This is a genomic window from Diaphorobacter limosus (genome assembly GCF_033100095.1).
In the GTDB taxonomy this organism is placed as follows: domain Bacteria; phylum Pseudomonadota; class Gammaproteobacteria; order Burkholderiales; family Burkholderiaceae_C; genus Alicycliphilus; species Alicycliphilus limosus.
In genome coordinates, this window is the sequence record NZ_CP136921.1 from 455546 (window position 1) to 470475 (window position 14930).

The 14930-nt window shown below is 64.7% G+C and carries 13 protein-coding genes and 1 other RNA gene; 4 read left to right on the plus strand and 10 right to left on the minus strand.

Annotation, left to right across the window (positions count from 1 at the left end):
- Nucleotides 1–25 precede the first annotated feature (25 nt).
- From P4826_RS02265 to gyrA, 10 genes are all read right to left on the minus strand, one after another.
- Complete coding sequence (locus P4826_RS02265) at nucleotides 26–337, minus strand: ComEA family DNA-binding protein (RefSeq protein ID WP_317702387.1); 312 nt, start codon at nucleotides 335–337, stop codon at nucleotides 26–28.
- Between the two features lie 8 nt (nucleotides 338–345).
- Nucleotides 346–1503, minus strand: a complete 1158-nt coding sequence (lapB, locus tag P4826_RS02270) for a lipopolysaccharide assembly protein LapB (RefSeq protein ID WP_317702388.1) — start codon at nucleotides 1501–1503, stop codon at nucleotides 346–348.
- Nucleotides 1493–1807, minus strand: coding sequence for a LapA family protein (locus tag P4826_RS02275; protein ID WP_317702389.1), 315 nt, complete (start codon nucleotides 1805–1807; stop codon nucleotides 1493–1495). The genes lapB and P4826_RS02275 overlap by 11 nt, the downstream gene beginning before the upstream one ends.
- Nucleotides 1808–1942: 135 nt before the next feature.
- Nucleotides 1943–2236 (minus strand): integration host factor subunit beta, encoded by a 294-nt coding sequence (locus P4826_RS02280; RefSeq protein WP_317702390.1) that lies wholly within the window; start codon nucleotides 2234–2236, stop codon nucleotides 1943–1945.
- A 90-nt stretch (nucleotides 2237–2326) separates the two neighbouring features.
- A complete protein-coding gene (gene rpsA / locus P4826_RS02285) occupies nucleotides 2327–4012 on the minus strand; it encodes a 30S ribosomal protein S1 (protein WP_317702391.1) in 1686 nt (561 codons plus the stop codon).
- A 162-nt stretch (nucleotides 4013–4174) separates the two neighbouring features.
- Complete coding sequence (locus P4826_RS02290; RefSeq protein ID WP_317702392.1) at nucleotides 4175–6208, minus strand: bifunctional 3-phosphoshikimate 1-carboxyvinyltransferase/cytidylate kinase; 2034 nt, start codon at nucleotides 6206–6208, stop codon at nucleotides 4175–4177.
- Nucleotides 6208–7092 carry a prephenate dehydrogenase gene (locus P4826_RS02295; protein ID WP_317702393.1) on the minus strand — a complete coding sequence of 295 codons (885 nt, stop codon included), beginning with the start codon at nucleotides 7090–7092 and terminating at the stop codon, nucleotides 6208–6210. Before P4826_RS02295 ends, P4826_RS02290 begins: the two co-directional genes overlap by 1 nt.
- 9 nt (nucleotides 7093–7101) lie before the next feature.
- Nucleotides 7102–8199 (minus strand): prephenate dehydratase, encoded by a 1098-nt coding sequence (gene pheA / locus P4826_RS02300; RefSeq protein WP_317702394.1) that lies wholly within the window; start codon nucleotides 8197–8199, stop codon nucleotides 7102–7104.
- A gap of 94 nt (nucleotides 8200–8293) precedes the next feature.
- The gene (serC, locus tag P4826_RS02305; RefSeq protein ID WP_317702395.1) at nucleotides 8294–9403 is read right to left on the minus strand and encodes a 3-phosphoserine/phosphohydroxythreonine transaminase; all 1110 of its coding nucleotides are present in this window, start codon (nucleotides 9401–9403) and stop codon (nucleotides 8294–8296) included.
- A 66-nt stretch (nucleotides 9404–9469) separates the two neighbouring features.
- Nucleotides 9470–12106, minus strand: a complete 2637-nt coding sequence (gene gyrA, locus P4826_RS02310) for a DNA gyrase subunit A (RefSeq protein ID WP_317702396.1) — start codon at nucleotides 12104–12106, stop codon at nucleotides 9470–9472.
- A gap of 228 nt (nucleotides 12107–12334) precedes the next feature.
- Here gyrA and ompA point away from each other — a divergent pair, with 228 nt between their 5' ends.
- The 4 genes from ompA (at nucleotide 12335) to ssrA (ending at nucleotide 14856) form a co-directional block, all read left to right on the plus strand.
- On the plus strand, nucleotides 12335–13000 hold the full coding sequence (gene ompA, locus P4826_RS02315) for an outer membrane protein OmpA (RefSeq protein ID WP_317702397.1): 666 nt from the start codon (nucleotides 12335–12337) through the stop codon (nucleotides 12998–13000).
- 78 nt (nucleotides 13001–13078) lie between these two features.
- Nucleotides 13079–13792, plus strand: a complete 714-nt coding sequence (gene ubiG / locus P4826_RS02320; RefSeq protein WP_317702398.1) for a bifunctional 2-polyprenyl-6-hydroxyphenol methylase/3-demethylubiquinol 3-O-methyltransferase UbiG — start codon at nucleotides 13079–13081, stop codon at nucleotides 13790–13792.
- Entirely contained in the window at nucleotides 13789–14466 is a 678-nt protein-coding gene (locus P4826_RS02325) for an HAD family hydrolase (RefSeq protein ID WP_317702399.1), read from the plus strand. Before ubiG ends, P4826_RS02325 begins: the two co-directional genes overlap by 4 nt.
- 12 nt (nucleotides 14467–14478) lie before the next feature.
- Nucleotides 14479–14856, plus strand: a transfer-messenger RNA (tmRNA) gene (ssrA, locus tag P4826_RS02330).
- The last annotated feature ends 74 nt before the right edge of the window (nucleotides 14857–14930 follow it).

Below are 14930 nucleotides of genomic sequence, written 5' to 3' on the forward strand. Positions count from 1 at the left end.
ATCGGGCCTGGCCGTGCCATCAAGCTCAATCGCGGGAATCCGTTCGTGCTGGCGGCGCTGTCTGCGGCGCTGCATAGGGTGCACCGTTGACCGTGAGCCCGTTGTCAGACAGGCGTGCAGCGGTTGCAGGGCCTATGCCCTTGACACGGGCAATCAGATCCGGCCAGTCCTGAAAGCGCTGCCTGGCACGCTCGACCAGGATGCGCGCGGTCAGCGCCGGGCCCAGTCCCTGGATGCCGTCCAGATCGGCCTCGCGCGCCTGGTTGATGTCCGTGCCGGCCAGCGCGGCGCCCAGGTGCAGCAGGGCGGCAAGACACAGGCTGTGGCGCAGGCGCATGGCGGCTCCTACAGCTCTTCCACGCGGCGCGCGGGGTAGCTGTCCCAGCTTTGGCAGCCCGGGCATTGCCAGAAATGCTGGCGCGCCTCGAAGCCGCAGGCGGCGCAGCGGTAGCGCGTGAGCGGCTTGGTGGCCTGCTCCAGCGCGCGCTGGATCTGCGGGTGGAACTGCTCCTGGCTGAGGGTCTCGCCAGCCAGCCATTTGCTGGCGGCCACCAGCGACGGCTCCTTGTCCAGGTGGCGCATATACCATGCGCGAGCGGCAGTGGCCGAGCCCTGCGTGGCGGCTTCCAGCGTCACCACGGCTTCGAGCAGATCCAGGGTCGGCATGTCCTCGTAATGCTGGCGCAGCAGGGCGCCGGCCTGTTCGGCCTGGCCGCTGGCAAGTGCCGCCTCCACCAGCAGCGGCGCCGCCAGGCCCAGGGCCGCCGGGGTGGTCTGGGCCAGGGTTTGCAGCGTTGACAGGACTGCGTCCGCCTGGCCCATGCGTTGCTGCAGGCGCGCCAGCTCGATGCGCGGGCGTGCCGCCTGGGGGGCTGTGCTTGCAGCCTGCAGCAGCAGGGTCTGGGCGGCAGGCAGTTCGCCCCGGGCGCTGAGCGCCAGGGCCTGTTCGCACAGGTAGTGGGCCTGGCGCGTACTGAAATCGCCCTGACCGGCGCCTTGCATGCGCTGTGTGATGTCGGACGCCTGCTGCCAGTCGCGCGAACGTTCGTAGATGGCCAGCAGCGCCATGCGCGCCTGGGCCTCGAAGGGCGTGCCCTCCAGGCGGCGCAGCGCGTCCTCGGCGCGGTCGAGCAGGCCGGCCTTGAGGAAGTCCAGCGCCAGCGCATGCTGGGCACGCTCGCGGTCGGCGCGCGAGAGGTCGCCACGCGAGAGCAGGTGCTCGTGCACGCGCACGGCGCGGTTGTATTCGCCGCGGCGGCGAAACAGGTTGCCCAGCGCAAAGTGCAGCTCGGTGGTGTCCGGGTCGTTCTGTACGGCCTCGATAAAGGCGTCGATGGCCTGATCCTGCTGCTCGTTGAGCAGGTAGTTCAGGCCCTTGAAATATGCCTTGGGTGCGCGCCGGTTTTCCTCGCGCAGCTGGCGCAGATCCAGGCGCGAGGCCAGCCAGCCCAGGCCAAAGGCCAGCGGCAGTCCGAGCAGCAGCCAGGTGAAGTCAAATTCCATCGATGGGCAGATGTGGGGCTACGGGCTCTGCCGCGGGGGCAGGAGGCGCGGGGGCGGCGCTGGGTGGGGGCGCTTCGGCCTGGGCCTGGCGTGCGGCGCTGCGGTGGCGCCACCAGCGCGGCACCATGCCCAGAACGCCCACGACCACCCCGAGCGCAAATGCCGACAGCACGATCAGCACGGCCGGCGCCGTCCACTGGGTGCCAAAGAAAAAATGCACCGTGGCGTCTTGCTGATTGTTCAGTGCGAAGGCAAAGAGGGTAAAAAAAATGGCTGCCTTGAGCAGCCACAGGAGGTATTTCATGCATCTCCCCAGTGGTGGGCGAGATTCTACGGGTAGCGTCACGGCATCGGAACGGCTTGTGCAATGCAAGATAAAAATATGGCTCTAGCGCTTGCTGGATAAGCGCAGGCAGCTACATTTTTTGATGTTTGTGGTTCAGGAGGCCTGGGGCGGTTGGTCGACGGACTCGCGCAGGGCCTTGCCGGGCTTGAAATGCGGTACGCGCTTTTCTGGGATCTGCACCGCCTCGCCGCTGCGCGGGTTGCGGCCCAGCCGTGGCGGTCGGTGACTCACCGAGAAGCTGCCAAAGCCGCGGATCTCGATGCGATGTCCGCGCACCAGGGCGTCGCCCACGGCGTCCAGAATGGTCTTGACGGCGGTTTCGGCGTCGCGCTGGGTCAGCTGCTTAAAGCGTGCGGCCAGTTCTTCGACAAGATCGGATCGGGTCATGGTGTCTAGGCAGGTTTAAAAAACAACGGGCGCTCATCGGCGCCCGTCATGTTAGCCGCTGGCGTGCAGGCCAGCGGCTCGCTCCAGGGATTACTTGTCGGAGTTGTCCAGCTTGGCGCGCAGCAGGGCGCCCAGGCTGGTCGTGCCGGCATTTTCCTTGGCGGACTGGGCCGACAGGTGAGCCATGGCTTCCTGCTGGTCGGCCTGGTCCTTGGCCTTGATGGACAGCTGGATGTTGCGGGTCTTGCGATCCACATTCACCACCACGGCCGTCACTTCGTCGCCTTCCTTGAGCACGTTGCGGGCGTCTTCCACGCGGTCGCGGGAGATTTCCGATGCGCGCAGGTAGCCGACGATGTCTTCACCCAGATCGATCTCGGCGCCGCGGGCGTCCACGGTCTTGACCTTGCCGGTCACCGTCTGGCCCTTGTCGTTCACCGTCACGAAGGTCGTGAACGGGTCGCTGTCGAGCTGCTTGATGCCCAGGGAGATGCGCTCGCGGTCCACGTCCACGGCCAGCACGATGGCTTCGACTTCCTGGCCCTTCTTGTAGCTGCGCACGGCGGCTTCGCCGGTTTCATTCCAGGACAGGTCGGACAGGTGCACCAGGCCGTCGATGCCGGCGGCCAGACCCACGAACACACCAAAGTCGGTGATCGACTTGATCGGACCCTTGACGCGGTCGCCGCGCTTGGTGTTCTGGGCAAATTCCTGCCAGGGGTTGGCGCGGCACTGCTTCATGCCCAGGGAGATGCGGCGCTTGTCTTCGTCGATCTCCAGCACCATCACCTCGACCTCGTCGCCCAGGCTGACCAGCTTGTTGGGGGCCACGTTCTTGTTGGTCCAGTCCATCTCGGAGACGTGCACCAGGCCTTCGATGCCGGGCTCGAGCTCGACGAAGGCGCCGTAGTCGGCGATGTTGGTGACCTTGCCGAACAGGCGCGTGGCCGACGGATAGCGGCGCGAGACGCCCATCCAGGGGTCGTCGCCCATTTGCTTCAGGCCCAGGCTGACACGGTTCTTCTCGGTGTCGAACTTGAGGATCTTGGCCATGATTTCCTGGCCGGCGGTGACCACCTCGGAGGGGTGGCGCACGCGGCGCCATGCCATGTCGGTGATGTGCAGCAGGCCGTCGATGCCGCCCAGATCCACGAAAGCACCGTATTCGGTGATGTTCTTGACCACGCCATTGACGATGGCGCCTTCGCGCAGCGTCTCCATCAGCTTGGCGCGCTCTTCGCCCATGGAGGCTTCCACTACGGCGCGGCGGCTCAGCACCACGTTGTTGCGCTTGCGGTCGAGCTTGATGACCTTGAATTCCAGGGTCTTGTTCTCGTAGGGGGTCAGGTCCTTGACCGGGCGCGTGTCGATCAGCGAGCCGGGCAGGAAGGCGCGGATGCCGTTGACCAGAACGGTCAGGCCGCCCTTGACCTTGCCGCTGGTGGTGCCGGTGACGAATTCGCCGGATTCCAGGGCCTTTTCCAGGCTCAGCCAGGAGGCCAGGCGCTTGGCGGTGTCGCGCGAGAGGATGGTGTCGCCGTAGCCGTTTTCGATGGAGCCGATGGCCACGGACACGAAGTCGCCCACCTGGACTTCGATTTCGCCCTGGTCGTTCTTGAATTCGTCGATTGGCACGTAGGCTTCGGACTTCAGGCCAGCGTTCACGACGACGAAGTTGTGCTCAACGCGCACGACTTCGGCGGTGATGACCTCGCCAGGACGCATTTCGGTGCGTTGCAGCGATTCTTCAAACAGGGCGGCAAAAGATTCGGACATGTGTTTCCTTGTCCGCACCACAGGGTTTACGGCTGCACCATTGCGGCCGTTTCTAAGACTATGGGCGGAGGGTGGTGGCTAGGGTCGCCACGGGGTAAAAGGTCAAAAAACCACACCACCAATGCGTCTGACGGCGCGAAAGGGGCGGTGTGGGCCGGTTGTTCAGCCTGCCGCCCGAGAGGCGAAAGGCTGGCGCTCCTGCCACCAGTGCAAAACCTGGTTCACGGTCTCGTCGATCGTGAGCGCGGAGTTGTCCAGAGGCAAAGCGTCTTGCGCAGGCTTGAGCGGTGCGGCGCTGCGGTTTTGATCGCGAGCGTCGCGCGCCTCAAGGTCTGCGCGAAGGTCGAAGATATTAGCCGAAATCCCCTTGGAAATCAACTGTTTGTAGCGCCGGTCGGCGCGGCAGGCGGCGCTGGCGGTCATGAAGACCTTCAGCGGCGCCGTGGGGAAGATCACGGTGCCCATGTCGCGCCCGTCGGCCACCAGGCCCGGCAGGCGGGCAAAGCTGTGTTGCAGCGCGATGAGCGCCTTGCGCACCAGGGGCAGGGCGGAGACGCGCGAGGCGTTCATGCCGGCCTCTTCGGTACGAATGGCTTCGCTCACGTCCTCGTCGCCCAGCCAGATACGGCTGCCTGCGAAGCGCACCGGCAGCTGCCGCGCCAGCTGCGCGATGGCGGCTTCGTTTTCGGCGCTGATAGGGATGCCGGCCCGCACCGCCGCCAAGGCCGTGACGCGGTAGAGCGCGCCCGAGTCGAGAAAGTGATAGCCCAGCCGCTCGGCCACGGCGGCCGCCACCGTGCCCTTGCCCGAGGCCGTGGGCCCGTCGATGCAGATTACCGGGAGCTGCGCCGCGTCGGCCTGGGCGAGCGAAAACAGTGCCTCGAAGTAATCAGGGAAGGTCTTGGCCACGCATTTCGGGTCTTCGATGCGCACCGGCAGGCGCGCCGGGTTGAAGGCCGCGAGCGAGAAGCACATGGCCACGCGGTGGTCGTCGTAGGTGTGGATGCTGGCGGCGCGCCAGTCGCGCGCCGTGGCCGGAGGCGTGACGCGCAGGTAGTCCGCGCCTTCCTCGACGCTGGCGCCGAGCTTGGTCAGCTCGATGGCCATGGCCGCCAGGCGGTCGGTTTCCTTGACGCGCCAGCTGGCGATGTTGGTCAGCTCGGTCGTGCCCTCGGCGTACAGCGCCATCGCGGCCAGCGTCATCGCCGCGTCGGGGATATGGTTGCAGTCCAGGCTGATGGCCTTGAGCGGCCAGCTGCCGCGCGTGATGTGCAGCCAGTTCGGCCCGCCGGTGATCTGCGCACCCATGGCGCGCGCGGCCTCGACGAAGCGGATGTCGCCCTGGATGGAATCCAGGCCCACGCCTTCAATTTTTATGCCATTTTGGCCATTTGCGCCCGCTGCAATTGCGCCTAAAGCTATGAAATAACTAGCAGATGAGGCATCTGCCTCGACATGGATGCTGCCCGGCGACTGGTAGCGGCTGCCGGCCGGGATGACAAAGCGCTGCCAGTTGTCGTGCCGCACGGCAATGCCAAAGCGCGCCAGCAACTCTAGCGTGATGTGGATGTAGGGCCTGGAGATCAGCTCGCCCACCACCTCGATCACCACGTCCTGCTTTATGGCCACCAGCGGCAGTGCCATCAGCAGGGCGGTGAGGAACTGGCTGGAGACATCGCCGCGCACGCGTATCGGCGCCTGCAGCTGCAGCGGCGGCAGACCGGCGCCATGCGCTATGCGTAGCGGCGGATAGCCGTCGTTGCCCAGATAGTCGATGTGGCAGCCGAGCTGGCGCAGCGCATCGACCAGGTCGCCAATCGGGCGCTCGTGCATGCGCGGCACGCCAGACAGCTCGTATTCGCCGCCCAGCAGCGCCAGCGCCGCGCTCAAAGGGCGCATGGCCGTGCCGGCGTTGCCCATGAACAGCCGTGCCGGCGAGCGTGGCGCGGCGCCACCCAGGCCGGTGATGCGCACCAGGTCGTTGCCGGCTTCGTCCACCGTGCAGCCGAGCTCACGCAGCGCGTCCAGCATCACGCGCGTGTCGTCGCTGGCCAGCAGGTCATGCACTTCGGTCGTCCCCTGGCTCAGGGCGGCCAGCAGCAGCACCCGGTTGGAGATGCTTTTGGAGCCGGGCAGCTGCACGCTGCCCGCCGCGCCCACCAGGGGCGGCAGGTCGAGAAATGGGGTGGCAAACATCAGGCGTCCTTGTGGCCGCGCTGCGCGCCCATGCGCCAGTGGGCGCGGGTGTGGCTGGCCAGGGTGATCAGGTCTTCCAGGGGTTGGTCGCTGCTGGCGCGCATGGCGTCCTCCAGCCCTTGCAGCGCCTGCTTGAACAGCTGCGACTGCGCCAACACCTCGTCGCGGTTGGCGCGCAGGATGTCGCGCCACATCTTCGGGTCGCTGGCGGCAATGCGCGTGAAGTCGCGAAAGCCCGGGCCGGCCAGGGCCAGCAGGTCGTCCGCCTGGGGCTGGCCGATGATGCTGGACAGCATGGCGAAGGCCAGCATATGCGGCAGGTGGCTCACGGCGGCAAAGCTGGCGTCGTGTGACTCGGGGGACATGCTGCTGACGCGGCTGCCCAGCTGTGTCCACAGCCCTTCGGCGCGGCGCAGCTGGGCCGTGAGCGTGCGCTCGGTGGGCGTGAGGATGACCTGGCGGCCGCGGTACAGGTCGGCCTCGGCATGTTCCACGCCCGAGACCTCGCGCCCGGTGATCGGGTGTGCCGGCACGAAGGAGCCGAACTGGTCACGCAGGGCGCGCTGCGCGGCCTGCACCACGTCGGCCTTGGTCGAGCCCACGTCCATGATCAGCATCTGCGGCGTGACCAGGTGTTTGATGGCCTTGAGCGTGGCCTCGGTGGCGGCTACGGGCACGGCCAGCAGCACGATGTCGGCGCCGGCCGCGGCCAGCAGGGCAGAGGGCGCCTCGACGTCGATCACGCCGAGCTGGCGCGCGCGCTCCGTCGTCGAGGGTGACTTGCTGTAGCCCACCACGCGCTGCACCAGGCCGGCCTTCTTCATGGCCAGGGCGAAGGAGCCGCCCATCAGGCCGCAACCGATCAGGCCGAGTTGTTCAAACATGGCCGCTCCTCATGCAGCGATGGGGTAGGTGCCCAGCAGCTTGTAGAAGGCGCACAGCTGTTGCAACTCGCCCAGGGCCTGGGCCACGTTGGGCTCGGCGGGGTGGCCCTCGATGTCGATGTAGAAGTAGTACTCCCACTGACCGGTGCGCGCGGGGCGCGACTCGAAGCGCGTCATCGACACGCCGTACTTCTTCAGCGGCACCAGCAGGTCGTGCACGGCGCCAGGGCGGTTCGGCACCGAGATGATGAGGCTGGTGCAATCGTGGCCCGAGGGCGCAGCGGTGGCCAGCGTGTGCGGCAGGCAGATGACGGCAAAGCGCGTGCGGTTGTAGGCCTCGTCCTGGATGGCATGGGCCACCACATGCAGGCCATATTGCTGCGCCGCGCGCTCGCTGGCCAGCGCCGCCCAGGCCGGATTCGTGGCGGCCAGGCGCGCGCCCTCGGCGTTGCTCGACACCGGGCGGCGCTCGGCGTGCGGCAGATGCTTGGACAGCCACGCCTGGCATTGCGCCAGCGCCTGGGGGTGGGCCAGCACGGCCTCGATGTGTTCGGCGTTGTTGACCTGGCGCAGCAGGTTGTGGCGCACCAAGAGGCTCACCTCGCCTACCACATGGCAGGGGGTGTGCAAAAACATGTCCAGCGAGCGTGTGACCACGCCCTCGTTGGAGTTCTCGACCCCCACCACGCCGTACTGGGCACTGCCCGCGGCCGTGGCGTGGAAGACTTCGTCGAAGTTGGCGCAGTACATCAGGTCGGCCGCGCCGCCAAAGTATTCGATGGCCGCCTGCTCGCAAAACGTGCCTTCGGGGCCGAGCACGGCAACGCGCTGGGGCGACTCAAGTGCCAGGCAGGCCGACATGATCTCGCGCCAGATGGCGGCCACATGCGCGCCCTTCAGCGGGCCGGGGTTGGCGCGGGTGATTTTCTCGATCACCTGGGCGACGCGGTCGGGCCGAAAGAAGGGCGTGCCCTCGCGCTTCTTGACCTCGCCCACCTGCTCGGCCACCTGGGCGCGCTGGTTGAGCAGGGTGAGCAGCTGCTGGTCGATGCTGTCGATCTGCACGCGCAGGCCGGCCAGGTCGGGGGAGGCTTGGGGTTCGGTCATGGGGCGTTGTGCGTTGTGCGTTGTGCGTGGAGCGATATGCGTGGGGCGTTGTGCGGTTGTGCTCAACGCTGGGCGCTGAATGCAAGACCTGGCATCAGGCTTGCTGGCGTTCGAATTCCTGCATGTAGTCCACCAGCGCCTGCACGCCCGCCAGCGGAATGGCGTTGTAGATGCTGGCGCGCATGCCGCCCACGGACTTGTGGCCCTTGAGCTGCAGCAGGCCGCGCGCCTTGGCGCCGGCCAGGAAGGCGTCGTTGCGGCTTTCGTCCTGTAGGAAGAACGGGATGTTCATGCGTGAGCGGCAGTTGGCGGCCACCTTGTTCACATAGAAGGGCGAGGCGTCGATGAAGTCGTACAGCAGCCGCGCCTTGGCAATGTTGCGCGCCTCCATGGCCGCTACGCCGCTCAAGGCCCCTTCTCGCTGCTTCTTGAGCCATTGGAAGGTCAGGCCCGCCATGTAGATGCCCCAGGTCGGCGGCGTGTTGTACATGGAGTGGTTGTCGGCCACGACACGATAGTCAAAGGCGCTGGGACAGGCGCTCAATGCATGGCCCAGCAGGTCGTCACGCACTATGACCATGGTCAGCCCGGCCGGGCCGATGTTCTTTTGCGCGCCGCCAAAGGCCAGGCCGACGCGGCTCCAATCGACGGGGCGCGAGGCGACATGGGAGGAAAAGTCGATCACCAGCGGCGCTTCGCTGCCCAGGCTTTTCAGGTCGGGCAGCTCGTGGAATTCGACGCCGTGGATGGTCTCGTTGCTGCAGATATGCACGTAGCTGGCGCCACGGCTGAGCTGCCAGCCCGCCGGGTCGGGCAGGGTGGTGAAGCCGCTGGCCTCGCCCGAGGCAGCGGTGTGTACCTCGGCCGCGTACTTGGCGGCTTCCTTGCGCGACTTCTGGCTCCAGCTGCCGGTGACCACGAAGTCCACGGTGGCCGCGCGCGAGAGGTTCAGTGGCACGATGGCGTTTTCGGCCAGGCCGCCGCCCTGCATGAACAGAATCTTGAACTCCGGCGGCACGGCCAGCAGCTCGCGCAGGTCGGCTTCGGCCTGTTCGTAGATGCTGATGAACTCCTTGCCGCGGTGGCTCATCTCCATCACGCCCATGCCGCTGCCATGCCAGTCCAGCATCTCGCTGGCGGCGCGTTGCAGCACCTCTTCGGGAATGGCGGCCGGGCCGGCCGAGAAGTTGTAGGGGCGATTCATGGCTATCAATCAAATATGCATCTAGCGCTTATGTGAAAAGCGCAAGCAGCTATTATTTTTATAATACTACGCGTCCACTGGAGGTGGTGCGTCCGTGTCGTGCGCCTCGGCTGCGGCATTGGCGTCGTTCTCCACGATGCGCTGCAGGCCGCTGAGCTTGGCGCCTTCGTCCAGCGAGATCAGTGTCACGCCCTGCGTCGCGCGGCCGAGCTCGCGGATCTCGGACACACGCGTGCGCACCAGCACACCGGTGTCGGTGATCAGCATGATCTCGTCGTCGGCATGCACCAGGGTGGCGGCCACGACCTTGCCGTTGCGCTCGCTTTGCTGGATGGCGATCATGCCCTTGGTGCCGCGGCCGTGGCGCGTGTACTCGACGATGCTGGTGCGCTTGCCGTAGCCGTTTTCGGTGGCGGTGAGCACGCTTTGCTCTTCGTCCTCGGCCACCAGCATGGCGATCACGCTCTGGCCGTCCTCCAGCATCATGCCGCGCACGCCGCGCGCCTGGCGGCCCAGCGGGCGCACGTCGTTTTCGTCAAAGCGCACGGCCTTGCCGCCGTCACTGAACAGCATCACGTCGTGCTGGCCGTCGGTCAGCGCCGCGCCTACAAGATAGTCGCCATCGTCCAGGTTCACGGCAATGATGCCGGCCTTGCGCGGGTTGGAAAATTCGTCGAGCGCCGTCTTCTTCACCGTGCCCATGCTGGTGGCCATGAAGATATAGCGGTCTTCGGGGAAGCTGCGCATTTCGCCGGTGAGCGGCAGCACGACGTTGATTTTTTCGCCCTCCTGCAGCGGGAACATGTTGACGATGGGCCGCCCGCGCGAGCCGCGCGAGCCGGCAGGCACCTCCCACACCTTGAGCCAGTACAGCCGGCCACGGTTGGAGAAACACAGGATGTAGTCATGCGTGTTGGCGATGAAGAGCTGGTCGATCCAGTCGTCCTCTTTGGTGGCCGCAGCCTGCTTGCCGCGTCCGCCGCGCTTTTGCGCGCGGTACTCCGATAGGGGCTGGCTCTTGATATAGCCGGTATGCGACAGCGTCACCACCATGTCGGTGGGCGTGATTAGGTCTTCGGTGGACAGGTCTTGCGCGCTGTGCTCGATCTCGCTACGGCGCGCGCCCAGCTTGGTTTGACCGAACTCCTGGCGCACGGCGGACAGCTCTTCACCGATGATGGTGGACACGCGTGCGGGCTTGGCCAGAATGTCCAGCAAGTCCTCGATGACCGCCATGATGTCCTTGTACTCGGCGACGATCTTGTCCTGCTCCAGGCCGGTCAGGCGCTGCAGGCGCATCTGCAAAATCTCTTGTGCCTGGGTGTCCGACAGGCGGTACAGGCCGCCGTCCTGCATGCCGTATTCGCGCTCCAGGCCCTCGGGGCGGTAGTCGTCGGCGCTCACCACGCCGCCGTCCTCGCGCGTGCGCGTCAGCATCTCGCGCACCAGCTGGCTGTCCCAGCTGCGGGCCATCAGCTCGGCCTTGGCCACCGGTGGCGTCGGGGCATTGCGGATGATGCGGATGAACTCGTCGATATTGGCTAGCGCCACGGCCAGGCCCTCGAGCACATGGCCGCGTTCGCGTGCCTTGCGCAGCTCGAACACGGTGCGGCGCGTCACGACCTCGCGGCGGTGGCCGATGAAGACCTCGATCAAGTCCTTCAGATTGCACAGCCTGGGCTGGCCGTCGACCAGCGCCACCATGTTCATGCCGAAGGTGTCCTGCAACTGCGTTTGCTTGTACAGGTTGTTGAGCACCACCTCGGGCACTTCGCCGCGCTTCAATTCAATCACCAGGCGCATGCCGGACTTGTCCGACTCATCCTGGATATGGCTGATGCCCTCGATCTTCTTGTCGTTGACCAGCTCGGCCATGCGCTCCTGCAGCGTCTTTTTGTTCACCTGGTAGGGCAGCTCATCGACGATGATGGCCTGGCGCTGGCCGCGGTCTATGTCCTCGAAGTGCACCTTGGCGCGCATCACCACGCGCCCGCGCCCGGTGCGGTAGCCGTCCTTGACGCCCTGGATGCCGTAGATGATGCCGGCCGTGGGGAAGTCGGGCGCGGGGATGATCTCCATCAGCTCATCAATCGTTGCCTCGGGGTGGCGCAGCAAGTGCAGGCAGGCATCGACGACTTCGTTAAGGTTGTGCGGCGGAATGTTCGTCGCCATGCCCACGGCAATGCCGGCGCTGCCGTTGACCAGCAGGTTCGGCAGGCGGCTGGGCAGCACCAGCGGTTCTTTCTCGCTGCCATCGTAGTTGGGCCCGAAGTCCACCGTCTCCTTGTCGATGTCGGCCAGCATCTCGTGGGCGATCTTCGACAGGCGGATTTCCGTGTAGCGCATCGCGGCGGCGTTGTCGCCATCGACCGAGCCGAAGTTGCCCTGGCCGTCGACCAGCATGTGGCGCAGAGAAAAATCCTGCGCCATGCGCACGATGGTGTCGTACACCGCGATGTCGCCGTGCGGGTGGTACTTACCGATGACGTCACCGACGATACGCGCCGACTTCTTGTACGGCCGGTTCCAGTCGTTGTTCAGCTCGTGCATCGCGAACAGCACGCGCCGGTGCACGGGCTTCAGGCCATCGCGCGCGTCGGGCAATGCCCGCCCGACGATCACGCTCATGGCGTAATCGAGGTAACTGCGGCGCATCTCCTCTTCCAGGCTGATGGGCAGGGTTTCTTTGGCAAACTGGGTCATAGAAGAAGGCGCGTACGACAGGGCGAAAGGGTCATTTTAGGCGCAAGCGCCTGTCGCAACTTCGCAACATATAGCGCCAAATGCGCGTTCGTCTTACGTTTCGCGGACATTGCCAGGGCGTTTTCGCCAATGACGTATGGCACAATCAATTCAACGTTTTTGGTGATGGTCACTGATCACGTCCCTGATTCGCAGCGCGGCTGCGCCTTAATCCCCAAGAGGAGAACCATGAAGAAACTGAACAAAGTGGCTATGTTGTTGGCCTCCGCCGTGCTCGCAACCTCGGCAGTCGCACAAGTCAAGGCCGCCGACGGCGGCAAGGTCGTCGACAACTGGCAGAACGGCTCTGGCGAGCTGGTCTGGAAGAACGGCACCAACGAACTGTGCTGGCGCGATGCCAACTGGACGCCTGCCACTGCCGCTGAAGGTTGCGACGGTGCCCTGGTGAAGGCCGCTCCAGCCGCTGCACCGGCTCCCGCACCTGCGCCCGCTCCGGCCGCTGCCGCTCCCGCTGCTCCCAAGCCCGCTCCTGCAGCTGCCAGCAAGGTGACTTACGCCGCCGATGCTTTCTTCGACTTCGACAAGTCCGTCCTGAAGCCCGAAGGCAAGGCCAAGCTGGACGACCTGGCCTCCAAGGTCAAGGGCATCAACCTGGAAGTGATCATCGCCGTGGGCCACACCGACTCCGTCGGTACCGATGCCTACAACCAGAAGCTGTCGGTGCGTCGCGCTGAAGCCGTCAAGGCTTACCTGGTGTCCAAGGGCATCGAGAAGAACCGCGTGTACACCGAAGGCAAGGGCGAGAAGCAGCCCGTTGCCGACAACAAGACCAAGGAAGGCCGCGCCAAGAACCGCCGCGTGGAAATCGAAGTCGTTGGCACCCGTGCCAACTGATCTCTCTGACGGTCAGAAAAAGCCCCGGCGACGGGGCTTTTTTTATGGCCCAAGCAGTACCAATGGGACAATGAGCGCATGAGCGAATCCGTAAATGCCGATCCGGCCGAACTGGCAAAATTCTCAGAGTTGGCGCATCGCTGGTGGGATCCCGATAGTGAGTTCCGCCCCCTGCACCAGATCAACCCACTGCGCCTGGACTGGATCAACCAACTGTCGCCACTTGAGGGGCAGCGGGTTCTTGATGTTGGCTGCGGCGGCGGCATTCTTTCCGATTCCATGGCCCGCAAAGGCGCTGATGTATTGGGAATCGACCTGGCGACCAAAGCATTGCGTGTAGCGCGCTTGCATGCACTGGAGGCGCAGACGACGCGCATCCAGTATCGTGAGATCAGTGCAGAAGCATTGGCCGATGAGGTACCCGCCTCGTTCGATACCGTAACCTGCATGGAGATGCTCGAGCATGTCCCCGACCCACAGTCTGTGGTGAGCGCTTGTGCTCGTCTCGTCAAGCCCGGTGGATGGGTGTTTTTCTCCACCATCAATCGCAATCCCAAGGCGTTTGCGCTGGCTATCGTTGGTGCAGAGTACCTGCTGAAGATGTTGCCACGGGGCACGCATGAATATGCAAAGTTCATTCAGCCGAGTGAACTGGCAGCGGCTTGTCGCCATGCGGGACTTGACGTGCTGCATACGCGTGGCATGCAATACAACCCGGTCACTGGACGCTATTGGCTCAGCGGTGACACCAGCGTTAACTACCTGTTTGCCACTCGGCGCCCTGTTGCATGACCACGAAGCAGTTTCCCCTCGTGCGCGCTGTTCTGTTCGACCTGGACGGGACATTGATTGACAGTGCTCCAGATCTTGGCGCTGCGGCCGACCGGCTGCGCACGGATCGCGGTCTTGAATCTTTGCCGCTGCATGCCTATCGCCCCCTGGCCGGCACCGGTGCGCGAGGTATGCTTTCGGTAGCCTTTGGCATAACCCCGGAACATCCAGACTTTCCCGGTTTGCGAGAGGAGTTCTTTTCCAACTACGAGCGTTGCATTCACGAGCGTACTGAAGTGTTTGCAGGCGTTCCTGAACTCGTTGCCACGCTGACACAACAGTCCATGAAATGGGGCGTGGTCACGAACAAGATGACCCGCTTCACGTCGCTGATTGCGCAGCGGGTAGCCCTTTTTGGGGATGCGGGCGCCATTGTCAGTGGGGACAGCACACCTTACTCCAAACCACATCCTGCACCGCTGTTTGCGGCAGCGGAGCAGCTGGGGTTGGAGCCCCATGAATGTATCTACGTAGGTGATGACGAGCGTGACATACAGGCTGGTCGAGCTGCCGGAATGGGCACGGTTGCCGCCATGTATGGCTACCTGGGCACTGGAGCGATGCCGGCCGGCTGGGGAGCTGATGCCATGATTTATTCCCCGCTTGACCTCTTGAAATTGCTCAAGTCGCACTAAAATAGGCCGCATGGGGCTGTCCCGGTTTCGACGTGGGTTCGGAATTGGTGTGGTGCATGTCGAGCTTGAGTGATGCTCGTAAATCTCCATTCACTAAAGTAACTGCAAACGACGAACGTTTCGCACTCGCCGCCTAAACCCGGTGAGCCTTGCAACAGCACGCTGATGGGCTGGGCAAGGGGGTAGCAATACCTCCCGGCTGCAAGGGAATTTACATCAGCTGGCCTCTAGCCGGGTACCTTGGCCTGGGGCGAGATCCAAGGGTACTGGTTTTCCGTAGAGCGTGCGTCTGCGCGATACGGGAGACGAGATTCAAATCAGAACGCTAAACATGTAGATCTGCTCAAGGAAGGCTTGCGGACGCGGGTTCAATTCCCGCCAGCTCCACCAATACCCAAAATCCCAACCCTCATCGGTTGGGATTTTTTTTGCCCGTTCCCCCAGTGTTGGCGCGGTTTCCGGGC